Origin of the sequence: Psychrobacillus sp. INOP01, assembly GCF_018140925.1 — a bacterium.
Classification (GTDB): Bacteria; Bacillota; Bacilli; order Bacillales_A; family Planococcaceae; genus Psychrobacillus.
Map to the genome: position 1 here is coordinate 2,094,659 of NZ_CP073315.1, position 24,309 is coordinate 2,118,967.

The following is a 24,309-nucleotide window of genomic DNA, read 5'->3' on the forward strand; positions in this document are numbered from 1 at the left end:
TTTTCCTCCTATTATCTATCTCTTATCAATCAGTCTGGCTACAGTTGTACCAACAAATTGGATAAGCTGTACTAGTATAATCATAATAATAATCATATAAATCATTAAATCGGTTTTAAATTGTTGGTATCCATAGCGGATAGCAAAATCACCTATACCTCCACCTCCAACTACTCCCATTATTGTCGAATATGAAATAAAACTAATTATCGATGTCGTTAATCCAAGAACAAGACCAGATCTAGTCTCGACATAAAGAAATTTAAATATAATTTCCTTAACAGAAGCACCCATTGAAATTGCCGCTTCCATTACACCTTTTGGTACTTCCAATAAAGATTGCTCAACTAATCTTGAATAATGCGCAATGGCTATTATCGATAAAGGAACAATTGCAGCTGCTGTGCCTATTGCTGTTCCTATGATTAATCTTGTAAAAGGAATTAAAAAAACAACTAATAATAAGAACGGAAAAGAACGGATAATATTTACTAATAAATTTAAAATAGAAAAAACTAACCGATTCTCGAGCACCTGACCCTTTCGACAAATGAAAAGTAACGTTCCAACAGGGAGACCTAATAAAATTGCCGCTACTATAGATGCACCAACCATTATAAACGTTTCACCGATCGACGCCCAAATTTCAGCCTCATATTGAACTAATATCTCAGGCATCGTCCATCTCCCCATCCTTTGTTAACTGCTCCACAAAGTAGCTAGGTCTATTATCTATAATTGGAATACTTTTTGGTTCAATTAATACGATGTCATAGATTTCTCCAGCTGCCATTACAGTTACTCGATTACATATACTTTTAATCACTTCCATCTCATGACTGACAATGACAATTGTAACACCTAGACTTTGATTAATATTTTTTAATACCTCTAATATTTCAGCAGTTGTATTAGGATCAAGTGAAGAGGTTGGTTCATCACATAACAAAACTTGGGGATTATTCGCTAGTGCTCTTGCAATTGCAACGCGCTGCTTTTGTCCGCCACTTAACTGAACTGGATATTGTTCCATTAAATTCTCCAACCCAACAAATTGAAGACATTCTATCACTCGACTCTTTCGTTCCTTTTTTGGAATGTTGGCCAACTCTAAGGAAACGGCGACATTTTCATAAACTGTTTTATTCGCCACTAGATTAAAATGCTGAAAAATCATCCCTATTTTTTTTCGTGCATGTCGAAGTTCTTTGCTGCTCAAATTTGTTAACCTCTGACCATTAACCTCTATTTCACCTTCATCTGGGATTTCCAATAAATTCATTAACCTAAGTAAAGTAGATTTACCTGCTCCACTAGCTCCTATAATTCCATGAATCTCGCCTTTATCTATCGTTAAGGAAACAGATTTAATGGCTTGAAATGTTGAAAAACTTTTACTGGCATTATGTAATTTAATCACAAAAAAACCCCTTTCTATTATTGAAGGGTGATTACAATGTTTTTAATTATAGCCTAATATACTTGTACTGTCATTTAGCAGTTTCTTTCGGATTTTATGGAACTAATAGCAAATTAAAAAGGAAAAATCGCAAGGTCCACTCCGAGAATCGCAAGTAACCTGGGATTTTTCCCCTAGATGGAGAATCACAAGTTGTATGGAGCTATTGCAAGTCAAACAGGAAAAATCACAGGGTCCACTCCGAGAATCGCAAGTAACCACTGTTTCTAGAATCCATTATCCCGGCTGGTACTCCATCGAATATAAATCATTCAATTTCAACTTACCAAAGCTAAAATCAGTCAACTGCTGCTCTATTAAATACTGTGTGATATCACCTAATATCATTGTGTTCTGTTCACTTACATCAATAAGGGTTTTGCCACTTGGTAATGTCTGCACATGCAGTCCTGAAAACTTGTTCTTAAATACTTCAAGTAGCTCCGGCGAAAAATTTGACACACGAACGGTTGTTATCTTTTTGTCAGTAAAACCAGGTACCAATTCATCTACTAGCTTTAGCTCACCGTTTTTCATAAAGAAAATACGATCCGCATATTGCTCAAGGTTTTCCAATAAATGTGAAGCAATAATAATTATTTTGCCTTCCGCTTTCTTTTGTAAAAGTATTTGCGATATTAGCTCTACATGCGTTGGATCCAATCCATTCATCACTTCATCCATCAGCATTATCTGTGTATCAGAGACAATTTGCATAGCAAAGCACAAACGCTGGCGCATTCCTAAAGAATATGTACCCGTTTTTTTCTTCACATAGGATTCCATACCAAGTTTTATAATTGTATCCTCTATTAGTTTCGGATCACTATTCCACATCGCCTGATAGATTCTCAAATGATTCTTACCTGATACATGATTATATAAATCACTTTGATCAGGCATCATCGATACAGCTTGATGTATCTTCACTTCGTTTGCTTTATTTGAATATTGTAGTTTCTTATTCAAAATCACCTTGCCATGGTTTGGTGATAAATAGTTCATAATTACATTCATAAGCGTCGATTTTCCTGTTCCGTTTGGGGCTACTAAACCAATAATCTCACCAGGTTGAAACGTAATCGATATATCCTTTAATACTGATTTATCTCCAAATTGTACGCCTATTTGTTTTAATTCCAACATGTCCATCACCCTTCCCTAAGCTATTAACTTAAATCTTTTTAATTTACTCGCAATCAACGTCAATATCATCAAGATAAGCGTGCAGCTTCCTAAAATTATTAACCCATTTTGATAGGTTAAGTATGGAGACTCGTAAATAAAGTTTCTATATCCTGAAATAACTTGTCCTACTTGCACATAAGATGTTGGATAGCGCTGTATATCCGTATACGCTCCCATCACTCGTTCAAAATAGATCCATTCAGCTGCTATCACGATAAAACTAACAAATAAGTTAGCAAATTCAGCTTTCAAGATAATACTTACGAACAAAATGATAGTTATAAAAAATAGAATCCAAACACTTATGAATAACCCGTTTTTCAATATGAATGTACCCATGGTCATATTGGAAAAGGTTTCTTCTATGTAAGAATAAATAGGCACCCTGAGTGAAAGATTACCAAAGCCATTTTGTAATCCGATAATGACCAAACCCACACATAGTGGAATAATTGTCAAAATACTTCCTATAAATGCAACTATCCCTTTCATGAATAGCTTTTTCCAATCAGCAATAGGGAATCCCTTTAACAAACTTGGATTACGGCGATCTTTCAATACAATATCTACAGATAAAAAGATACAACTTATAAATAATACAAGTGGTAAATATTCATTTAACATACGTTGTAACGTTTGTAGTGCTGTTCTTTCCTCAAACAGTTCCATCGACAGTTCGGAACTTCCCTCTATATATCCAGTAAATCTACTAGCCGTATAGCCATAACCATAATGACCATCAGCATGAGCATAATCATTGTCATAGGTGTAATAGAGGGGGTTATAGAATAATTCACTACTGTTTAATGTCATTGCATCAGAATATTTATACCATTCTGCCGTTGCTTCCGCGTATTTTAAATAATCATTCTCACTCAACGCTTCAATTCTTGCTTTATCCAATTCATTCCACCTTGGGAATATCGCAAGTGCGTAGGCTACTGAAGGATGTATATTAAATTTCCCTTCTACACTTTTGATAAAATCATCTCTCGTATTGAAACGCGCCTCCATTTCCGCTACATCGACTTTTTCAATAGGATCATAAGCGGGTGCGACTTTTAATGCAAAATATAAAGCTAAAAAAAGTAAAATCACATATACAGCTATGTTTTTCTTATTCGTAAAAAATTGTCTAAACTCCCATTTAAAATAAGACCACATCTCATCCACCCCCTATATTTTCTGAAGCTTCCCAGTCGATAAAAACCATTTTATAATAGCCATCAGCAATATTATGCTAATACATATATAGACCAACCCTACATTGCTATTTAACGCGACCGGGGTTGCTAAATTCAGAGAATCTCCATTTAAGACACTTGGAAAGTTAACATAGTTAAATGGATTAAACGGTATAAGCTCGATTAAACTTGGGAACAAAATAGGAATTACGACAAGGATAATCTGTACAAATATAGTTAAATAAACATTTTTTAATAGTACATTCAAAATCACGGACAATAAAATTGCAAAAACCGCCAAACAAATCATATAAACAATGGAAACTGCTATGTATTTATATATCGGATAAATCATTACCTCACCATTAAAAACGGCTACAGGATAAGATGCCTGCCCCAGTCCTTTAAAGTAGAGTAGCGGCAAACTACATACAATAAGCTCAAAAATGAAAATAAAGACAATACCCATCGAAGTCATACATTTCGCTAGTACATACTGACTAAAAGCGATAGGATATCCTTTAATAAGAGAAGTATGTCGGAAATCATCTATCATAATGTTAGATGCGTAGATACAAATTAGAACAAACCAAACCGAACCTACTACACTAAATAGAAACGCTAAAAATGGATAGAAGCTTAGGGAGCCGAAGGATAATGCTAAATTATGTTCCTTTAAATATTGATAATAGGCAGAATCCATTTCATTCTCTATTTTTGTTGGTAAATTTCCAGCTATTAACTCATAATTGTCCATTTCAAAAGCTTGTTTTCGTAATTCTGTTAGCTCAATTGCTGTTTCTATAAACAACTCTGGCTGCTCTGTTTTTAATGCCATCCCCTGTTTTGGATAAGTGTAATATTGTTTGACTATATTTTTGTATATATCACTACCATCCCCGTATTCACTAGCATCAACAATTTGAAATTTATTCATAGCTACCTTGACTGGTAGGGATTCACTTGATTTTTCTTTAATCGGATTTCCTAACTCCTGAGTATTAGCAAAGACAACCATCCCAATCACACAGAGAGCTACAATGAGACATGCAAAAATGTTTTTCCTATCAGTTTTTTCTATAATATATAGCGTTTTTAACATATTTCTCATATAATTCCACTCCTCCAGCAAAAACATGTGAAAATTATTTCGCCATTATCTATTTTAATATTAATTTGAATTTCTTTCGTTTTGTGAATATTTAGTTTATTATAGTTTCATATAATCCTTTAATAAAATAAAAAATTCTTATACTTCCAATTTTATTCTCTATATTATCATTCGACATATACCCACAAATTACCTCCTTTATAAAAAAATACAAAATTACTGGATACTTTGAAACATTTCTATCGCATGCTATCCGAAAAGAATGATCGGCGTAGCCTACCATATTCTGGTATTACAATTATTCTGATACACTATGGTTAATATTACTAGGAGGGATGTTTACATGAAGAAATGGATTATTTCTACGTCTTTGCTTTTTATATTTTTTATACAAGAACCTGTCGATGCCAAAGTGATTTGGAATGGTAGTGAAATTGTAGAAGACCAAAGAGGGAAAATGACGTTCACAAAAGATGTGAAAGTCTATAAAAAATTACCGAATGGACAATTTGAATCATTAGTCGTCAAACGAAATAACTATTTCCGTGTATATGATATAGAAAATCAATACTCTACTAAACCCTATTATTGGATGAGTGGGGGCTATCGTGTACAAGCAACGAATTTAGTTATCTTTAAAGAAGTTCCTTATGAGATTATCGATAAAGTTATGAATGAGCATTCATATGTCGTAACAAATAAAAACGGTGGTGAATTCCGATCACGCCGTTCAAATATGTTAGGTAACGTAGTTGAAACTGTTCCATATGGCTATCAATTTACAGGGCCAGCTATTAATAATGGCTATATTACACAATCATTTAGTGAATATATATCTTGTGGCGAGGAATGCGATTATACGATATATAAAAAAGGCTTCATAAATGCAAATAAGGTCACGCAACTTAAGATTACAGAAGCACCATATAAAGAAAATACTTATCTTGTCTTAACAAAAGACACTACTTTATATAAAGATCCTGTAACAAAAACAATAAGTAAAGCAACTTTCGGTACAACATTTTTGGACCAACAAACCTTAAACGTATTACCAAAAGGAACTGTTGTAAAAACAACTGGTAAATTAGCAAATGGATACTTACAGATTGAACAGGGTATTATTTCTTTAAATAATGTAGCGACTCTACCGAAGCCCACTACAAAATATCTCCAATACGCACAAGATATTTCGGAATGGACTGGATGGAACTATCTATCTATTGCTGGCTATAACCACCATTTTGTTCCTAGAAACACAGCGGTTAAAGTATATAGTACAAATAGTATTAAAGCCTTTGTTTCTTATAATGGTGTGTATGGATATGTGCCAGAAAACTCACTTTCATCAAAAAAAGCGACTGTTCCTTCTATTTCTGAGACAATCAGTCCAACAGCTAACTTAAAGATAACGTTTAATAATAATTTTCCAAGAGACCAGACAGAACAAGCGGAAACCACACTTACAAATAATGGAGAAGGTGGATGGACAAATTCAGATGGATATGGCTTTCTTTATGAAGAATCAGATACAGCTTTCCGCTTTCAACATCAACACACAAATGATGACTATGGCTGGTTTGAGATTCAAAAGCCAATTAAAGAAGGAAGCCCGATTAGCCGAGGGGGTAAAGTGCTAACAGTTTATGATACTTATACAACACCTGTAGGTACATTTAAGAATGTTTTTGTAACAGATTTCGGCTATGTCATTGCACCGGGTTACGGTGTTATCCAATTCTTTGATAGTTACTATACTACTAAAATAGAATAAAATGATTAAAAAAAACCAGTAGCAAAGATAGACTCTGCTACTGGTTTTCAACGTCCACAAATTAGCTAATTTAACTACATCTTTTTGGATAGATCAAGCCAAGCTTATGCTTATTTATGATATGATAATATGATTGTCTTAGCATCAAGGAGGTCACATCATGAAATTAAATAAGGGTGTTTTATTTATATTATTAGGTGCTTCATTTTTTGGTTTTACACCTATATTTGCTAAACTTGGTTTTAGCTATGGCTACTCACTTGGCCAAATCAATATCGTTCAAATGATTATTTCTTTCTTATTATTATGGTCGTTTACTCTTATTAAACGCTCCAGTTTCAAGGGACTTAATAAGAAGAATATTATTCAAATTATGATTACCGGTTGTTTTATCGGATTAACAAGTATTTTTTATTATGGTTCGATGCAATACTTGCCCGCTTCGTTAGCCATTATTTTAATGTTCCAATTCGTTTGGATAGGGATTATTTTAGAATGGATTTTCAGCAAAATAAAACCTGCATCTGTAACAATATTGTCTATCATTATAATTTTAATAGGGGTCTTTTTTGCTTCGAACATTGTAAATGGAGATATACAAGGCCTACCGTTTAAAGGTTTCATTTTTGGAATTCTATCTGCATTCACTTATGCTGGTTTTATTTTTTTCAGTGGAAAGGTCGCTGTTAATGTAGATGCATGGACTCGGAGCTCATTGATGGTAACAGGATCAACCATCTTAGTGCTTGTCCTATTTATGCATGAAATCCCATCGGTACTGCCATTGGAGAAAGACTTGTTGACTACTGCCGTTGGAGTTTCGTTATTTGGAGCAGTCCTTCCACCCCTGTTTTTCGCTGTGGGTGCACCTTTAGTTTCAGGAGGAATTGCAAATATATTAACATCCATTGAATTACCTATCGCAATCCTATCAGCTAGTCTTATTTTGTCGGAAGCAGTAACCCCGCTTCAGTGGTTAGGCACGGCTATTATACTAGTTGCTATTGCGCTAAACGAACTCGGTCCTAACCTATTCCGAAATAGAAAGCAGTATTAACACTTAATACGAGCAATTGCATAAGCATGTAGACATTTATTTGTTTACTTCCTATATATACCTTTATGCCAACCTAAACTGTAATCAATCTCGATAAACTTCGAGATTGATTACATTCTTTTTTATTTGATTTAGATATAAAGCTGTTATGCAATAATGGGGTAAAAGATATATAGATTCTCGGCAAAAATAAAGGAGTTTAGTGTAAGTCACTAAACTCCTTTTTAATAACCGCACGTCTTTATGATACGTTTCACCGTAACTGGTGTAAGTGCGGTTTTATATTGATGATTAAATGATGTATTAGCATAAAACAGAGATCTTTAGCTTCCTCTATCTCTCCCAAATTAACGTCATCTCTTGCAAAAGTTCTTCCCAAGTTTGCTCTTTTGTAATGATTACTTTTTCCAAATCAAATTTTCCATAATATACTGCGTCAACAGTTTTACTATCTGGTAACGTAAATTGCTCGGGACCTATACTTTCATCCTCCCTTAAAAAGTTCCTCGTAGGTGAATTAGCTATTGTTTCAACATAATAGACTAAGCTGATATTTTTCATTTCTCCATCTATTTCAACCTTCATCGGGTGCGTCATATGAGTCCCCGCATGACTTTTCCCAAAATATTCAGCGAAGAGAGTCTGATCGTCTTGCTCTTTAATCACAAATAAATCATTTGAATAAGGAATCATTTTTTGGTAATAAAATACATATGAAAATACAGCTAAACATAAAAACAATGTCGTGAAAATAGATCCACCAATAAGTATAATTTTTTTGCGATTCCATTTTTTATTGACCTTTTCGAACAAAGTAACTTTATTTTCAATGGGTATATACAATGTTTGCGTCATTTGTTGGTGTTCTTTTTGGCATGCTTGACATGTTTGTAAATGTTGTCTTACCAGCTCTTTTGTATCTTCACTTACGACATCGTCTACATAAAGCGGTAACAAATCTTGAATAATTGTACATTTAATTTCCTTCATCTTGTTTCGCCTCCATATACGCTAATATTTTCTTTTTCGCACGGTAAAAGGTCACTCTTGCCCAGCCATCACTTTTTCCAAACAACTGCCCAATTTTCTCAAAAGACAGCTCTCCAAATGTACGAAGGGAAAAGACTTCTTTATAGGGCTCTTCCATTGTGTGTAAATAATGATGAATAGCAAAAGCTTGTTCTTCATTCATTAAATACTCTACGATTTGAACATCTAACACCGATTCTTCTACCCGATTAATCTGACGTTGCTGCTTTTTATAATGCGTAAAGTATGTATTTTTCGCTATTGTAAAAAGCCATGCTCTAATATCTTTTTTGCCGTCAAATTGATGCATGGACTTTAGAGCCTTAAAAAATGTTTCTTGTGTAATTTCTTCTGCAATATTTTCATCTGACGCCAGTGATTTCAAATAAAAATAAACGTCTTGAAAATATGCTTGATAGATTTCTTCAAAGTCCATGTCTTCCCCCCTTTACCTAAATAACTAGCGAAATGTTAAAGCGTTACAAGATCTTCAAAAAAAAATAGACATATTCATTTTATCTGAATATGTCTAACTAATGATTAATCTATGAGCTTGTTAAAGAACATACCATTATAACCGCACTTACTTGTGATACGGTTCACCATAGCACTTTCAATGGAGGTTATTTTCAAAATGTTAATTTTCTAATTCTAATGTTAGGTACAAATATTCACCTTTTGAAGTAATCTCACCATTTCTAACTTTTAAATCTTGTTTAAAAAGTGGCCCACTTATAACTGTAGTATGGAACTCTCCTGCTTCACCACAAGGGTCGATACCTCTTTCTTCTAACTCTTTTATATATTCTAAAGTAAGTACACGTCCAAGATCTTCTTCTTTCATTCCTTTTTTCAGATTAACTGTCACTATCTTTGTTACAAAGCCTAAATGTATAAACTCCTCTACTACATCTTTATGGTTTTTTTGCCAAAGTGGCATACCAAGTTCAAGCCCTACACTGCTTGTAACTCTTTCATGCCAACAATCTTGTTCTGGTACATCAATATCACCCGTTACAAGCACCTCTGCTCCTAATTCTTTCGCGTCTTTTAGTAGCTTTACAAATACTCCTTCATAACCTTCCCATGTCGCAGCCCCTGTGTAAAGCGGAAGTCCTATAGATTCTGCTTGTGCTTTAAGAACTGATGGAATAAGACTATGTGATCTTGACCTTTCTCCAGTTTCCTCCATCATTACAATAATTCCTATGGCTGTTCCTTCTTGCATAGTTTTATATAATGCTAAAGTGCTGTCTTTCCCTCCACTATATGATGCTATAAACTTTTTATTTTTTGCACCATCAATCCATTTTTTCATTTTTCTATTGCTACTACACAAGATATATACAAAAAATAACTTTGAATTCCTATTTATTGTTATATATTTTATTTAGTAGCTTCTCCCTTCTTTTTTATAGATTTATTAAGACCGAAATTATAACATCGCATACATTTTATACATCTATCCTCGAAAATAATTTTATTATCTATTATTAACTGTATCACTAAAAACTCCATATTAAAAAGCAGGGAATCCGTTCGTGATTTCCCCACTTTATTGATGTTATTTCAACTGTTATTTTGTATTTTTAATTTTTAAAGAAGACCCGTCGGCATTTTATATTATACGTCCCTACATTAAATTGTCGCTGCTGAGGAAGCGGCTGCTTGGTCAGCCTTCACGCAATCAATTGCGACAACGAACGCAATAATGATGGCCTCCATCTCCTCGTTCAGTATTTGAACCTTGTAGCTATCTCCCCAAGTGAACCACTCCTTGTTCACTTTACCGATGACTACACCATGCTGCAAGACCTGAAAATCCATATCCCACCAGTTACCATGTATCTCAATGTCTGCTGCATCAATCGTATAGCGTGCTTTAAAGAAAGAAAACTCCTTCTTAATCGTTAACACCTCTTGACCATTTACCTCAACAAAAAACTTCGGTAAAAAGCTGAACACCTTTTTCGTAATAAGCGCGACTTCATCTCTTGTTGTGTTCATAATAGAGAAAGTCTTTGGAATTTGCATAAAACTACCCTCTACGTAATAAACATCCTTCTCCTGCTGATCCTTTACCGTAAATTTGCCACTTAGACTGAATACCTTCTGCTTTATATAAAGCTGCTTCATACTACACCTCCTTCGAAATAGCATATTAATATAGCGCAGATTTCATCATATTATTAATAATTATAGAAATAATTTTTGAAATTTGGACTTGGAAATTTATTTATTCAACGTATTATATGTAAATACCTTCTTTACAAAAAAGATATGCTAGTAAAGAAGTTTGCATATCTTGCTAATCTATTCGACACTACGGTTCTTCGTAACAACATTAAAGCAAAGTTTCACTTTTTCATATACAAGTAAATTTTATAAAAAAAGTAGTTCCTTCAGATCCTGTTTGAATTTCAATTTTTGCGTTATGACGGGCAGCAATGGCATAGCATATGCCCAGTCCTAAGCCAGTGCCATTATCTTTGGTCGTGTAAAATGGAGTACCCAATTTCTCTAGTATCGCAGGATTGATACCTTCTCCTTGATCTCGTATTGCAAGAACTACACAATTTTCGTCTCCCTTGTAGGTACTGATGGATAGAAACTTACCTGTGCTCATTGCTTCTAAGCCATTACGGTATAAATTTATTATCAATTGTCGTATTTCGTTACGATTTAATAGTAGTTCTGGAATGTCTTTCAGATTAAATTGAATAAATTTGTTTTGATTAAATGTATCTATCTTTATTAAAGGAGTAATATCTCGAATAATAGAATTTAAATCTAACATCTGTAAATCGGATGTCTTTGTATTACCTATAGAAAGAAATTCAGTAATAATAGAATTGGCACGGTCTAGTTCTTCGATCATTACATTAAAGTAACCATTATGTTTTTCAAATTCGCTTTCTTTTTTTAAAAGCTGCAAAAATCCTCGTACTGTTGTCATGGGATTTCTAATCTCATGACTAATACCTGCTGCCATCTGACCTATTAAGTCTAGGTTTGATAATCTTTTCAATTCCTTCTCATATTTCTTTTTTTCGGTTATGTTTTTTAAAAGGCAGCAGATTCCCTCATCATACGGGTAAGCAACTACTTCGTACCAATTATCCCCATAGGCTGAGGTCATTTCAAAATTTACTGCTATACGCTCTGACATCGCACGATGAAATTCCTTATACATGACCGTGTCTACGCATTCCGGGAAAAGCTCCCATATATTCTTGCCTAATACATCTTTTGCCGTTTTCCTTTGCGGCAAATATTGATGTTTATTCATGTAAAGAAATTCCCACTCGCGGCTCAATGCAAAGAATCCATCCGTTATACCATCAATAACACTTGTAACCTTTTCATTAGCAACAGCTAGTTCCCTTGTTCGCTCTTCTACCATATCTTCAAGTTGGTCCATATATAACAAGTTTGACAACGTAGGGGCTGTGGCATCGACTATCGATTTTGCTAATTGAATTTGAGATTCATGGTAATTACGAGTTTGACCTCCTAAATTGACAACTGTTATAACTCCTAATACTTTCCCCATTGAAACCAGTGGAATCATAAGTAGACTCATACTATCTATATTTGGAGTGTGAATTATACTTTTGGTATTAATAACCTGTTGAATCATAGCTTCGTAGCTTTGGTTCATCCTTATGCTTTTAAGATTCTCCATCCAAGTCGCTTCTGTCCATTCACAGTCTTTATTTAACTTCATAAATGTGACTGTGTTTTTTCCCAACGGATCCAGGATGTGGGCTGCACTTTTTTTGCTATCCAAAATCTTTTCTAAGTAGTAAAAACATTTATCAAGACTTTTCTGTACGGAGGAACACATCGATAAATCACGCGTAACATCGAGTAACAACTGCTTTTCTGCAATAAGGTTTTCCTTATATGTTAAATTATTTGCGTTTTGTATTGCAACTGCAGCCATATTCACATATGCTTCAACACTTTGAATTTCCGACTCTGTTAAATTCATCGGCGTTCCATAATCAAATAAAAAAACTAAACCAAATATTTCTTGTTCATATGAGATAGGCAGTGCTAATAAGGATTTAATCTTGAAGGCTCCTACCGATCTCGGATCCGGGCGATTATCCGTTGAGGTATCCGGGATATAGATAGTTTTTTTAGTTTCAATAACTTCTTTGGCCAGTAGGTCTGTTTCAATATCAATTACCTGTGTATCGAGCGTTATGCCATTCATATCTTCTGGTTTTCCTACAAATCCTCTAAATGTGCCATCTTTTTCGGGTAAATAAATACCAACCGAATTACATTGCACGATTTCCTCGGATATTGCCTGCGTTACACGCTGTAAAACTTCACGAAGTTTTAACTTTGTATTAATTACTTTTGTTATATCCGCGAGCCTAGAATATCTCGTCTGTTCACTAAACATTACATGGTCTCCAATCAAAGCCTACTAAAATTTACAGTATAATTTCTAGCTAACAATCTAGTTCGAGGTCAGTTTACTGTTTTTAATTTTATTTCTGTATTCTATTATACATGGAAAACCTCTATTACTTATGATACGGTTCTCCGGAACTGGTCTAAGAGCAGTTACTATAACTTTTTGTGGATATGATCAAATTTAACTGGTGGATTGATTAGCTGCCTAGAATTCACTATAAACATCAAAATAAAGTTAGTACTCGATACCAATATGAAAATTTATCAAAAATAAAATCCGATTCATAGAGGAATTATGAATCGGATTTTTATAAATTTTAAAACTCACTTATTTATGGTACGGTTCTCCGTGATGCCTCTAAATGAGGTTTAGTAGTAGACCTTTCTAATTTTTATTTCTTTCTAGTAGCATATCCATTTTATTATCCACTTGTAGTAGTACTTGTTTTATTTGTTTAATCTGTTCTTCTTTTTGAACCATCTGCTTGTATTTATCTTGGAATATTACTTTTATTCGTAGAAGGTTTTGGATTTCTTCTTTAGACAATTCTTTATTTTGATCGGTATTTTGCAACCTGTCAAAAAGCATTTTGATTTCTTGTAGTGAAAATCCAGTTTGTTTTAGTTTAAGGATTGTATCAATTATAATATGGCATAATTAATGAGATTACAGTTATCCCTTTATATAAAATTGAAAAAAGAAGTATCAAGAACGTTTAGTTGTTCTTTGATACTTCTATAAAAAACTGACTATGTGCTTACTAATGGTTGTGATTCTTATGCAACTTTTACTAATATTTTTTATTACATTCCAAACCAAATATCGTTTCAAAGCGGAAACAAAAATGATAAAGAATATCTATTAAGCAACATTATTTACATTCTTAATTGCATCACGGTCATTCTTGTATTTAAAACTTACAGCAAAAACGATTGCAAGGACGAATGTATATACTGCAAAAACTAACCAGATATTTTGCCAATCCCTCACTCCGTTAATTGTAAAATAATCCACCAGTTTCCCACTAAGAACTGCGCCTACATAGGTACCGATTCCGTTGACCATTGTCATGAATAAGCCTTGTGCACTTCCACGAATTCGACTATCCACTTCCTTTTCAACAAAAATAGATCCAGAAATATTAAAGAAGTCAAATGCAGCACCATATACAATCATTGATAATAGCAATAAAATGATTCCTACATTAGATGGGTCGCCAAAGGCGAAAAGAATAAAGCGTAATGTCCACGCCACCATACTCAACAACATTACCGTCTTAATTCCAAATTTACGTAAGAAAAAAGGAATGGCAAGAATAAAGAATACTTCAGCAATTTGTCCCATTGATAATAAAATTGCTGGATATTTAACAACAAGACTATCTTTATAGTTAGCGTTTGACGCAAAATCATGTAAAAATGGGTCAGCAAATGCAATGTTAATTTGCAACGCAGCACCTAACAGCATAGCAAAAATGAAAAAGATAGCCATTCTCTTTTGCTTAAATAATACGAAAGCATCTAGACCTAAAAGACTTACTAACGACTTATCCTTTTTGACATTTGATGTTGGACAATCTGGCAGTGTAAATGAATAAAGTGCAAGTAAGAAGGAAGCCCCCGCAGCTATGTAAAGCTGGATGTTGCTTAACTCAAATCCACCAAGACTAACTACCCACATTGCAAGAATAAAACTAATTGTTCCAAAAACACGAACAGAAGGGAAGCCTTTCATTGTATCAAGCCCTTCTTTTTCTAAGCAAAAATATGAAATCGTATAAGATAGAGAAATCGTCGGCATGTAAACCATTGCGTTAAAAAGCATAGCCCAAAACATAAGATTAGGTTCTGAAATCCCTGCTGCTGAAAATAAGAAAATCGCTCCAAGGAAATGGCAAATTCCATATAATCTATTTGCCTTTATCCAACGATCCGCAATAATCCCTACAAGACTTGGCATTAGAAGAGAAGCAAGCCCTATTGTGCTATAAACACCTCCAACTTGTGTGCCGGAAAAATGCAAAGTATTGAACATATATGAGCCAAGTGTAACAAGCCAACATCCCCAAATAAAAAACTGAAGAGACATCATAATTTTAAGTCGTGATTTTATAGTCATTTCTTCCTCCAACAATGCTTTTTGTGATGAAACTAAATTTTCTAAACTCTATTTTAAAAATCTTGATATTAAATTAGAGCTAAGTATTAATTCTCTGAATATTCTGTTAATTACATTTATAATATTATTATTTGACTTACTCACACTATAACTTTTTCTATAAAAAATACTATCAATTATATTAATCGTAATACATTAAGAACTTCTCTCTAAATGTACTACGATCAATTGTTCACAAACACGAATGTTCTTTAAGCTTTTTTAGATAATTCAGTAATATAATCGAAGAAATCACTAGAATTTACATCATAAACCACATTTACTGGGCGACCATTGTCTTTTTCTTCTGTACGCCCTTGACTCGGCCCATCTGTATGCACGATACTATTAATTCTCTTCACTTTTACAAGATCACTATTACCAACAAACGCTGTTGTTAAGACATCCCATAAAAAATATGTTGAGTTTGTTGTAAAATGAACCAACGGCGGGCACATCGCATAACATTGGCCAATAAAATCAACACCGAGGTGTTTGCGTTCAGATGCCCAACGATTACGTATATCTACTGTAAGAGGTACCTGGCTAGTGCTTTCAAGCGCTACTAAATCAATTTCTATACTACTTTTCCATACTCGACCAGCTGCTTCAGGGTCCCAAAACACATTCCATTCCGCTGTCCCATCATGTTCGGGCTCTTCTACATTTCCTACATCACGAAATGTGCCGCCCATCCATACGAGTCGATCGATTTTTTCTTCAATAGAAGGGTCTTCATCAAGTGCACGAGCAAGATCCGTAAGTGGACCGGTGAATAAAAGAGTAGTTTTTTCATCTGAAGCGTGAATTGCATCTATCATATGAAGATGTGCTGGTTTCTCCGCTACTGGTGTAACAATCTTTCCGGATTCATTTAATATTGGCAAGGCATCCACAGTGAAAGCGTGCAAACGCCAATCTTTAGGAAAAGGATTTTTTCCCCGAGAATTTGACTCTGCTACATCTAAACTGCCTTTTCCAAAGCGATCAATGATTTTTCGGCTTGCAAACATAGCAGGTTCTAAATAACAATCAGCTGGAATGACGGAAACACCAGTTAGTTCAACGGTATCCATTTGTAGTAATAAAAATAGAGAAACTAGATCATCCACACCGCCATCATGATTAAAGTAAATTTTCTTTTTCATTCTTTCTCAATCCTTCACATTGAATTTATTTATTGCTTACGAATTGATCCAACTATTTTCCCATCGCTGGAATGGATCACATTTTATTACACATTAAGAGCGAACAAAGCTTTCTTGGTATGTCACTTCGCATAATAAAATCTAGAATTAACTATTGTTTAAACGATAAAAAAACGCTCCGATATCTACCGGAGCGTTTGACTAGGGCATGAGTAAATAAGAAAGAGATTTCCTCTTTCATTTAACACTTACCTCGTAGTCAAGCCCTTTACGGCAGCTTGGTAGAAACTTTTGGGCCATATTCCCAACATTATACGACATAATTCTACATTAAATTTACATTTATCTTAGCAACAATTTAAAGTATCGTCAATAAAAAAAAAAATAATTGTTTATAATTTAAACAATTGTTTATATTTTGTTTATTATTATAATATATTAAACGATATACCTTTTATCTGTCCCTCTATGTTCCTAGTCCCATATATGAACTGTCTATCAACGTAGACTTCCAAAATATAAGATATATTTATATCGAAGGATTCGACAAAATGCTGGTAGTGACAGGACAGGCACTTATGTTTATTGGATCGATGTTTCACTAATCATAAAACAGGTCAGGGTATTTGTATGAAAATAGGTAATCGCTAAAGAGTAGGTAAGAAAATATAAGTTTATTTCATAATTTTAGCAGAAATACAACTTTGTGTATTTCTGCTTTTAAGTCTGATTAACTTCATTTACTTATGATACGGTTCACCCTTCATAATTCGGAATGCACGGTAGATCTGTTCTACCAACACTAGCTTCATTAACTGATGAGGCAAGGTCATTTTACTAAAGGACAATTTTTCATCGGCACGTTTCATCACATCTTCGTGTAAACCAAGAGATCCACCGATAACAAATGCAATTTTACTTCTGCCATACGTCATAAGGGATTCAATATCACCAGCTAGCTGCTCCGATGTTTTCATCTTTCCCTCTATTGCAAGAGCAATAACATATGTGTCCGCTCCTATTTTCGCTAGGATTCGGTCACTTTCTTTTTTCTTAACGATTTCCATATCAGCTTCACTTAGATTTTCCGGGGCTTTTTCGTCAGCCACTTCTACTAAATCTATTTTGGCATATGCTCCTAGCCGCTTTGTGTACTCTTCTATTCCCATTTTTAAGTATTTTTCTTTTAATTTCCCTACTGAAATAATTTGTATATTCACAGGTTATCCACCTTTACATTTCGTTTACAAACACGTTATACACATAGCTTATCCACATATCCACAACACTTATCTACATCTTGTGTTTCAATTTTCATTAGCCACAATATATAATGCAGAGCTTTCACAGTAAGAACAAACTGTGGATAACTTTTCTTCGTTTTTTAATTCCTCTAACATTGGAAATGTTTTCTGTTCCGCTACAAACATGTCTAATGCGTGATTTATATGGTTTTCACAACTGAATATTCTCATTTTTATCCTCCCTTTTGTTGTCTGAATACTTTTAATAGTTATACACAAATCATCCATTGTTATCCACAACCTATTTTACCAAATGAAAAACGAGTAGGAAAGACAAGCTTTTCTTTTCCTACTCGCTGTGTAAATCTTTTTTACATTGTTAAGTTATCCACATGTTTATAATTCTGTTGATTCCTTTAAAAGGAGTGTTAATTCGACTATCTCTCCTTGTCTATACACTTTCACTTTTAGTTCGTCCCCAGTTTCTTTTTCGTTATATAGGTGTTTACGTAATTCAATAGTATTTTCAACTTTTTCTCCATCCATTTCTACAATGACATCATATGATTTCATCCCCGCCAATGCAGCTGGAGTTCCTTCCACTACTTCGTCAACTACTACACCAGTTGTAACTTCCTCAGGTAGTTTTAATGTTTCTTTTTGGTGAAATGCTGGTACATTCGTCAAATCAATTAGTGTGATTCCCATGGATGGACGATTAACTTTTCCGTTTTGCTCTAAATCCTCTATGATTGGAATAGCTGTATTAACTGGAATTGCAAGACCTATTCCTTCTACTGTAGACTCAGAAATCTTCATCGAGTTTATACCTATAAGCTGTCCCGCTAAGTTGATCAATGCACCACCGCTGTTTCCAGGGTTAATCGCTGCATCTGTTTGTAAAACCTCTGACTGCCAATCCTCTAAACCATCTCCGTTTAGATCAACTGGTACTGCACGGTCTTTACCAGATACAACTCCAGTTGTAACAGAGCCATAAAAATCAAGTCCTAAAGGATTACCGATAGCAATAACTGTTTCCCCTTGCTTTAATACATCTGAGTCGCCAAATTCTATAACTGCTTCTACACCAGTGTCGTCAATTGCAAGAACCGCTAAGTCTGACCAAATATCTCCCCCTACAATACTTGCTTCCACTTTAGATCCGTCAGCTAATGTTACTTCCACTGATTTTGCATCTTCAATAACATGATAATTTGTAATAACATAGGCTTTACCATTTTCTTTCTTATAAATAACACCTGATCCTGTGCCAGCATCCTGAGTATCTTCCGATTGACTCCAGAAATTTGTGACGGATTGAATATTTGTTATTCCTACAACTGCACTTGAAGCTTTTTCTACAGCATCGGTTACATCTGTAGTAACATCTACTGAAAGCTGTTGGGTTTGTTGTGTTGTTTCGCTCGATTTTGTTTCACTGTCCGATGGTAGGTTGGTTACTACAGAAGGTATTAAAAACCAGACGAGTAATGCACCAACTAATACACCTGCAAGTCCACTAAAGAAATAGCCGGCTATGCCTCGTTTTTTTCCATTTCTTTTTTTCTGTTCTATCGGCGGTTGTTCTTGTGGTAATTGCGGTCCATATGGGTTATTTGTATCCATCTTTCTCTTCCTCTCTGTTTCTAATATGTCTGTATTAACAATGTACCCATTCCAGATTAAAATAAGATGAAAATTACTTAAAAAATAAATAAAAGTTCCAAATACTACATTCATAGTATTTGAAACTTCGATTAAAAGAGAAGAAAGTATATGGTTTTTCCTATTTAAACAAGAACTAGCTCTGTTGGTTTATTGGCATCTGTGTCATGTAGGTGTACATACTCCCCTGCAATCACACCACAGGATTGAAGTGTTTGTGTAACACTCATACGAGCTAAATCTTTCATATTATTATCTTTACTTAAATGTGATAAATAGATATTCGTATTTTTCACATCAATTACTTCACTCATAGCTACCGCAGCATCCTCGTTGGAGACATGTCCTACATCACTTAATATTCTTCGTTTAACTGACCAAGGATAGCGTCCCATCTGTAGCATACTAACATCGTGATTGCTTTCAAAGACAAAGGAATCGGCTCCTTTAATAAGCCCTTTCATTCGATCGCTTACATATCCAGTATCCGTGATTAAAACAAGCTTTCTACCATTTTCATGAAAAATGTAAAACATCGGGTCAGCTGCATCGTGTGATACTGCAAACGATTGGATATCAATGGAGCCAAATTGTTTTACTGTTTCCATATCAAATTGAAATCGCTGGTCTAATGGCACATTTCCGATAAGTGGATCCATTGCTGACCAGGTTTTTTCATTTGCAAAAATGGGAACTCCATATTTTCTAGCTAAGACACCTAATCCCTTAATATGATCGCTATGCTCATGTGTGATAAAAATTCCTGATAGCTTTTTAATATCCCGATCAATTTCCTGAAATAATTGATCCATCTTTTTTCCACTTAAGCCGACATCTACTAAAAAGGAATGTTCCTCATTTTCCACATAAATAGCGTTACCACTACTACCACTTGCTAGTACACTGAACTTCATTTTTAAAACTCCTTACTCCAGCACTTTTTGTTCCGTCTCTTTTTGTATCTCAATAACTCTACCTTCTACCGCATTTACAAAATATTCTTCAACTGTTCCATCTAGTAGTTCCACAAGGATATGCCATGTGGGTGCAAAAACTTGTGTCTCTGTTAGTTGAGCTAACGTAGAATATCCCAGTTCAATTTCTTTAATCGTAGAATCTGGTTTTAAATGCGAATTACCATAAAGTATATTAATCACCTGCATATGTGGCAACAATTTTTGATACACATCATAATTCTCTAAATCGTCCAGAATAGTCTGTTCATAACCAATAAGCTCGTTTTCCTCATTCCAGTGAACAATTAATTTCGCATTCGTATTATAGTAAACGAGTCGTTTATTTACTTTTTGGAATAATATAGCTGTTTTATTTTCTTCATCTATTTTCCACAGGCCATAAGCGGAACCTCTTATCACTTGCTCATGTACTATTTTTTCTAACGTATTTTCATCCGTTATTTTTATAGGTTCTTCAAATGTGCTGACTAATTTATGGCTAACAGGTATTTCTACTGTTTGATTGTCCAATTCTTCTATTTCTTCTTGACTAAAATTATGGACGTTACCTGAAACATAAGAAGCCTCTTTAATCTCTTTATCTGTCTCCAAAACTTTTATATTATCTAGAATAAGTTTTTCCGCGATAGGTGTATCATTGGGTTTATCTATTTGTTGTGATGCGTTATATCGATTCAAATATAGTGAAAGTAAGAATACATTTAAAATAGAAAATACAATAATGAATATAGTCTTTGTTTTATTCCAATCCAAATTTTGCACCCCCTAATAATTCCGGAGATACGCGAACCCAGACTCCACTCTCTAAGTAATACCAAGAAGGCTCCAGATTAAATAAAGCTTGGTCGTCATCTTGAGATAAATAATATCCTATTACAAGATCGTCAATAGAACTCATATTAATATCTGTAGCAGTAGACAGAAAATCATAAATTGACTGCCCTGAAGCTAATTCTACTTCCCGTGTTTTCAGACGAATAGCAGCATTTAGCGAATAAGTAGGTCGGAAGTATCGATATACTCGGTCAACTCCCCAATACTGCGTGATGTCTGTAGATGTAAGTCTACTAAATACCGGAAGACCCGCTAAATACAATTGATAATTAATTTGCCGAGCTGAGGTATTCATTCGAGAATAACGATAGTCATCTGTCCATCCGTTATGCTCATTGACAAAATTCAAACTGTTATTAATGAGATCTACGGGATTCGCTGGATTTTCATTTTCCGAAGCAGGATGTACATAGCTTAAACTTTTACGAGTAAAATCCACATTCATTAATGCACTATCATCCGTGAATTGTTGTTCATTCATCCCAACAGGATTAATTCTCACAAGGCTAGGATTATTGAAGAGGGCATCTTTGAATTTATCCGATTCAACATCTTTTATTGAATAGGTATAACTTCCGATATTTTCCGGTATCGATGAAACATACAAAGATAGTTTATTGTCTCTAACTATTTCATTATATACCTGCATTTTCTCAGCATGTTCTAAAATACGCTTAGTAAACCCTAATTTATCTGCTTTTTGTGCCGTTGCCGTATATATTTTCTGCTGTGATGTGCTTATAAAATACAGAGTCACGCTATCTGAGATGTCCCCGTTCCAGTCTATTATTAATCGATTGAAATAAACTTCCGGAAAATTGTGATCTGCAAAGTTTAAGATATTACCTAATATTTCAATAGGGACATCTGCTGCAAAAAAGAAACTCGCACGATTAGGAGCTTTGACAAAATCATTTATTTGATCGGTGTCTGCCTTGTTACTAGCTAACTCAACCGTCTGAATTTCCCAGGTCTTCATGTTGTTGAACGCAAATTCTATTGGCTGGCTCGCAACTGTACCCTTTAAAGCTTCATCTTGGCTTAAAATCATTCGATACGGTTTAATAACGTTTTCCAAGTTCCTTTTTTCGGCAATAGATATATCTACAATAGCTTCATCATTTGTTTGAATAACAGGAGAATATGTCCATATAGCAAAAGTTAAAGTAAAGCTGAGGAGAATAAGTAAGACTAAAACAACTGATTTTACTTGCTCAATATATTTCAATCCCACTCACCTTCCTCATCCGTTAAAATATCCAATGTGAAGAAAATAGTTGTTCCTTGTCCTTCTTCGCTTTCTGCCCATATTCTACCATCATGTGCTTCAATCATTTCCCGGGCAATTGCTAATCCTAGACCCGTGCCTCCCATAGATCTTGCTCTTGCCCGATCTACTCTGTAAAAACGATCAAAGACTCGATCGACATTTTCAGAAGGAATTCCCATACCGTCATCAGAAATCATTACCTTTAAAATTGAGTCTGCTACCGCTACCCCAAATCGTATATTCCCACCATCTGGAGAATATTTAATCGCATTTGAAATAATATTATCGATTACCTGTGTTAACTTATCTGTATCGATGTCCACATAATAAGCTTTATCGGAGAGCATGCGTACAAAGTTAACATGATCGGATTTGGAAAGTTCAAATCTATCAATAATCCGGTTGAAGAACTGATTGAAATTAACAATTTCTCGATTCAAATCATAGTCTCTACTATCCATCTTTGATAGTTGGAGTAGGTCATTTACAAGTCGAATCATTCTATGTGTTTCTGTTTGAGTTACCTGTAAAAAAGATGGAGCAATTTCTTCATCTTGCCAAGCACCATCAGCTAAAGCCTCTAAATAACTACTCATCGTCGTAAGAGGTGTACGTAGTTCATGAGAAACATTTGCAACAAACTCTCTTCTTTCCATATCCACTTTTTCCTGCTCCGTATTATCATGTAATACTGCGATTAAACCGTTAACGAAACCAGTTTCTTTTTGAATAACCGAAAAATTGGCACGTAAAATAAACGGTCTTTCGTTTGAGCTTAAATCCAGATTAATCGCTTCTTTTAAATGTATTAAATCTTCAAAAGAGTGTAAAGGATCTATTCCAAGTACAGAAATAATGGGACGATTTAACACCATTTCCCTAGGTATGCGCAATAACCTAAGTGCTGGATCGTTTATCAATATAACTCTACCTTTACGATCTGTAGCTATTACCCCGTCTGTCATATTGGTTAAAACTGAGGCTAGCTTTCTACGTTCTGCTTCGGTTGTAGATTGAGCTTCCTGCAATCTATTCGTCAAATGATTAAAGGCAATTGCCAATTGCCCGATTTCATCACTGCCATATACTCGTACTTTCCTGGAAAAATTACCTTTTGCCATCGCTTGAGCTTGTCTTCTCATATCTGAGATAGGACGTGTAATCGTCTGGGCAATTAGAATTCCTAATATAACGGTAATTACTAGCGCAACTGCTGTACCCCCAGCTAGGATTTGGTTAATTTCATTCATCTGCCCAAAAATATTTTCAATATTAGATTCCATATATATTGTTCCAATTACTTCTCCCTTATAAAAAATAGGAGTTGTTAAAATCCAAATTCTGTTTCCGGTTTCTCGATCAAGCGATATACTGTCAAATTTGTCTTCTGCAGTAATGGATTTTCGAACTAAATCATCCATTGATCGTTGGCCTACAATAGACTGATTATTTATATCGGAGGTTGCCAAGATTTGATACCGAGAATCTATTACACGTACTTCTTTAATGTCATAAGAATTAAGACTAGACAAAATTGAACGTAAACTTTGTTCTTTTGTTTGGTCTTCTTCGCTTCGTGTTTTTATTATTTCTTCTCGCGCACTATATTCTAACATGCTAACACGGTCAGTTATAGAATCTTGAAAGTTATCTCTTAATGTCTCCTCAAGCTCGCGAACAAAATATAATCCAATAATTTGCATCGCAATAACGATAAGTAATACATAAATCAGCACAATCTTTACGTGAATCGATTTAAAGTATCCAACTTTTTGCATTC

22 protein-coding genes and 1 riboswitch are annotated in these 24,309 nt (G+C 34.5%); of the genes, 2 read left to right on the forward strand and 20 right to left on the reverse strand.

Translation table 11 applies throughout. The features are described from left to right. Window positions 1-15 precede the first annotated feature (15 nt). The 5 genes from KD050_RS10645 to KD050_RS10665 form a co-directional block, all read right to left on the reverse strand. Window positions 16-678 (reverse strand): methionine ABC transporter permease, encoded by a 663-nt coding sequence (locus KD050_RS10645; protein ID WP_211896102.1) that lies wholly within the window; start codon window positions 676-678, stop codon window positions 16-18. After that, window positions 671-1,420, reverse strand: a complete 750-nt coding sequence (locus KD050_RS10650) for a methionine ABC transporter ATP-binding protein (RefSeq protein WP_211896103.1) — start codon at window positions 1,418-1,420, stop codon at window positions 671-673. The genes KD050_RS10645 and KD050_RS10650 overlap by 8 nt, the downstream gene beginning before the upstream one ends. 276 nt (window positions 1,421-1,696) lie before the next feature. After that, the gene (locus tag KD050_RS10655) at window positions 1,697-2,605 is read right to left on the reverse strand and encodes an ABC transporter ATP-binding protein (RefSeq protein ID WP_211896104.1); all 909 of its coding nucleotides are present in this window, start codon (window positions 2,603-2,605) and stop codon (window positions 1,697-1,699) included. A gap of 15 nt (window positions 2,606-2,620) precedes the next feature. After that, entirely contained in the window at window positions 2,621-3,811 is a 1,191-nt protein-coding gene (locus KD050_RS10660) for an ABC transporter permease (protein ID WP_211896105.1), read from the reverse strand. 12 nt (window positions 3,812-3,823) lie between these two features. Further along, window positions 3,824-4,942, reverse strand: a complete 1,119-nt coding sequence (locus KD050_RS10665; RefSeq protein ID WP_211896106.1) for an ABC transporter — start codon at window positions 4,940-4,942, stop codon at window positions 3,824-3,826. Between the two features lie 343 nt (window positions 4,943-5,285). Here KD050_RS10665 and KD050_RS10670 point away from each other — a divergent pair, with 343 nt between their 5' ends. Both KD050_RS10670 and KD050_RS10675 read left to right on the forward strand, forming a co-directional pair. Further along, window positions 5,286-6,713 carry a hypothetical protein gene (locus KD050_RS10670; protein ID WP_211896107.1) on the forward strand — a complete coding sequence of 476 codons (1,428 nt, stop codon included), beginning with the start codon at window positions 5,286-5,288 and terminating at the stop codon, window positions 6,711-6,713. 160 nt (window positions 6,714-6,873) lie between these two features. Continuing rightward, complete coding sequence (locus KD050_RS10675; protein ID WP_211896108.1) at window positions 6,874-7,770, forward strand: EamA family transporter; 897 nt, start codon at window positions 6,874-6,876, stop codon at window positions 7,768-7,770. Between the two features lie 333 nt (window positions 7,771-8,103). Here KD050_RS10675 and KD050_RS10680 read toward each other — a convergent pair whose 3' ends face one another. The 15 genes from KD050_RS10680 to walK all read right to left on the reverse strand — a co-directional run bounded on the left by KD050_RS10680 (window position 8,104) and on the right by walK (window position 24,307). Then, window positions 8,104-8,760, reverse strand: a complete 657-nt coding sequence (locus KD050_RS10680) for a zf-HC2 domain-containing protein (RefSeq protein ID WP_211896109.1) — start codon at window positions 8,758-8,760, stop codon at window positions 8,104-8,106. Continuing rightward, on the reverse strand, window positions 8,747-9,235 hold the full coding sequence (locus tag KD050_RS10685) for an RNA polymerase sigma factor (protein ID WP_211896110.1): 489 nt from the start codon (window positions 9,233-9,235) through the stop codon (window positions 8,747-8,749). The genes KD050_RS10680 and KD050_RS10685 overlap by 14 nt, the downstream gene beginning before the upstream one ends. Before the next feature lie 201 nt (window positions 9,236-9,436). Next, window positions 9,437-10,117: a Dph6-related ATP pyrophosphatase gene (locus KD050_RS10690; protein ID WP_211896111.1), complete on the reverse strand. Its 681-nt coding sequence runs from the start codon at window positions 10,115-10,117 to the stop codon at window positions 9,437-9,439. Window positions 10,118-10,437: 320 nt separating this feature from the next. Beyond that, the gene (locus KD050_RS10695; protein WP_211896112.1) at window positions 10,438-10,935 is read right to left on the reverse strand and encodes an LURP-one-related/scramblase family protein; all 498 of its coding nucleotides are present in this window, start codon (window positions 10,933-10,935) and stop codon (window positions 10,438-10,440) included. 229 nt (window positions 10,936-11,164) lie between these two features. Next, the gene (locus KD050_RS10700; protein WP_211896113.1) at window positions 11,165-13,216 is read right to left on the reverse strand and encodes a GAF domain-containing sensor histidine kinase; all 2,052 of its coding nucleotides are present in this window, start codon (window positions 13,214-13,216) and stop codon (window positions 11,165-11,167) included. Window positions 13,217-13,615: 399 nt separating this feature from the next. Next, a complete protein-coding gene (locus tag KD050_RS10705) occupies window positions 13,616-13,819 on the reverse strand; it encodes a hypothetical protein (protein WP_211896114.1) in 204 nt (67 codons plus the stop codon). Between the two features lie 273 nt (window positions 13,820-14,092). Next, window positions 14,093-15,349: a nucleoside permease gene (locus KD050_RS10710; protein ID WP_211896115.1), complete on the reverse strand. Its 1,257-nt coding sequence runs from the start codon at window positions 15,347-15,349 to the stop codon at window positions 14,093-14,095. A gap of 251 nt (window positions 15,350-15,600) precedes the next feature. Further along, a complete protein-coding gene (locus KD050_RS10715; RefSeq protein ID WP_211896116.1) occupies window positions 15,601-16,536 on the reverse strand; it encodes a nucleoside hydrolase in 936 nt (311 codons plus the stop codon). Window positions 16,537-16,772: 236 nt separating this feature from the next. Further along, a riboswitch (purine riboswitch) is annotated at window positions 16,773-16,874 on the reverse strand. A gap of 402 nt (window positions 16,875-17,276) precedes the next feature. Beyond that, complete coding sequence (rlmH, locus tag KD050_RS10720; RefSeq protein WP_211896117.1) at window positions 17,277-17,756, reverse strand: 23S rRNA (pseudouridine(1915)-N(3))-methyltransferase RlmH; 480 nt, start codon at window positions 17,754-17,756, stop codon at window positions 17,277-17,279. An 87-nt stretch (window positions 17,757-17,843) separates the two neighbouring features. Beyond that, complete coding sequence (locus KD050_RS10725; RefSeq protein ID WP_211896118.1) at window positions 17,844-18,011, reverse strand: CxxH/CxxC protein; 168 nt, start codon at window positions 18,009-18,011, stop codon at window positions 17,844-17,846. A 165-nt stretch (window positions 18,012-18,176) separates the two neighbouring features. Then, window positions 18,177-19,409 carry a S1C family serine protease gene (locus KD050_RS10730; protein ID WP_211896119.1) on the reverse strand — a complete coding sequence of 411 codons (1,233 nt, stop codon included), beginning with the start codon at window positions 19,407-19,409 and terminating at the stop codon, window positions 18,177-18,179. A gap of 164 nt (window positions 19,410-19,573) precedes the next feature. After that, a complete protein-coding gene (locus KD050_RS10735) occupies window positions 19,574-20,362 on the reverse strand; it encodes an MBL fold metallo-hydrolase (RefSeq protein WP_211896120.1) in 789 nt (262 codons plus the stop codon). 12 nt (window positions 20,363-20,374) lie between these two features. Next, window positions 20,375-21,178, reverse strand: a complete 804-nt coding sequence (locus KD050_RS10740; protein ID WP_211896121.1) for a two-component system regulatory protein YycI — start codon at window positions 21,176-21,178, stop codon at window positions 20,375-20,377. After that, complete coding sequence (locus KD050_RS10745; protein ID WP_211896122.1) at window positions 21,165-22,493, reverse strand: YycH family regulatory protein; 1,329 nt, start codon at window positions 22,491-22,493, stop codon at window positions 21,165-21,167. The genes KD050_RS10740 and KD050_RS10745 overlap by 14 nt, the downstream gene beginning before the upstream one ends. Beyond that, window positions 22,484-24,307: a cell wall metabolism sensor histidine kinase WalK gene (walK, locus tag KD050_RS10750; RefSeq protein ID WP_211896123.1), complete on the reverse strand. Its 1,824-nt coding sequence runs from the start codon at window positions 24,305-24,307 to the stop codon at window positions 22,484-22,486. Before walK ends, KD050_RS10745 begins: the two co-directional genes overlap by 10 nt. Window positions 24,308-24,309 lie beyond the last annotated feature (2 nt).

Bases quoted from the DNA above. Each gene is read 5' to 3' on its own strand.
- KD050_RS10645 (WP_211896102.1), bottom strand. From the start codon at position 678: ATGCCTGAGATATTAGTTCAATATGAGGCTGAAATTTGGGCGTCGATC.
- KD050_RS10655 (WP_211896104.1), bottom strand. From the start codon at position 2,605: ATGTTGGAATTAAAACAAATAGGCGTACAATTTGGAGATAAATCAGTA.
- KD050_RS10660 (WP_211896105.1), bottom strand. From the start codon at position 3,811: ATGTGGTCTTATTTTAAATGGGAGTTTAGACAATTTTTTACGAATAAG.
- KD050_RS10665 (WP_211896106.1), bottom strand. From the start codon at position 4,942: ATGAGAAATATGTTAAAAACGCTATATATTATAGAAAAAACTGATAGG.
- KD050_RS10670 (WP_211896107.1), top strand. From the start codon at position 5,286: ATGAAGAAATGGATTATTTCTACGTCTTTGCTTTTTATATTTTTTATA.
- KD050_RS10675 (WP_211896108.1), top strand. From the start codon at position 6,874: ATGAAATTAAATAAGGGTGTTTTATTTATATTATTAGGTGCTTCATTT.
- KD050_RS10680 (WP_211896109.1), bottom strand. From the start codon at position 8,760: ATGAAGGAAATTAAATGTACAATTATTCAAGATTTGTTACCGCTTTAT.
- KD050_RS10685 (WP_211896110.1), bottom strand. From the start codon at position 9,235: ATGGACTTTGAAGAAATCTATCAAGCATATTTTCAAGACGTTTATTTT.
- KD050_RS10690 (WP_211896111.1), bottom strand. From the start codon at position 10,117: ATGAAAAAATGGATTGATGGTGCAAAAAATAAAAAGTTTATAGCATCA.
- KD050_RS10695 (WP_211896112.1), bottom strand. From the start codon at position 10,935: ATGAAGCAGCTTTATATAAAGCAGAAGGTATTCAGTCTAAGTGGCAAA.
- KD050_RS10700 (WP_211896113.1), bottom strand. From the start codon at position 13,216: ATGTTTAGTGAACAGACGAGATATTCTAGGCTCGCGGATATAACAAAA.
- KD050_RS10705 (WP_211896114.1), bottom strand. From the start codon at position 13,819: ATGCTTTTTGACAGGTTGCAAAATACCGATCAAAATAAAGAATTGTCT.
- KD050_RS10710 (WP_211896115.1), bottom strand. From the start codon at position 15,349: ATGACTATAAAATCACGACTTAAAATTATGATGTCTCTTCAGTTTTTT.
- KD050_RS10715 (WP_211896116.1), bottom strand. From the start codon at position 16,536: ATGAAAAAGAAAATTTACTTTAATCATGATGGCGGTGTGGATGATCTA.
- KD050_RS10725 (WP_211896118.1), bottom strand. From the start codon at position 18,011: ATGAGAATATTCAGTTGTGAAAACCATATAAATCACGCATTAGACATG.
- KD050_RS10730 (WP_211896119.1), bottom strand. From the start codon at position 19,409: ATGGATACAAATAACCCATATGGACCGCAATTACCACAAGAACAACCG.
- KD050_RS10735 (WP_211896120.1), bottom strand. From the start codon at position 20,362: ATGAAGTTCAGTGTACTAGCAAGTGGTAGTAGTGGTAACGCTATTTAT.
- walK (WP_211896123.1), bottom strand. From the start codon at position 24,307: ATGCAAAAAGTTGGATACTTTAAATCGATTCACGTAAAGATTGTGCTG.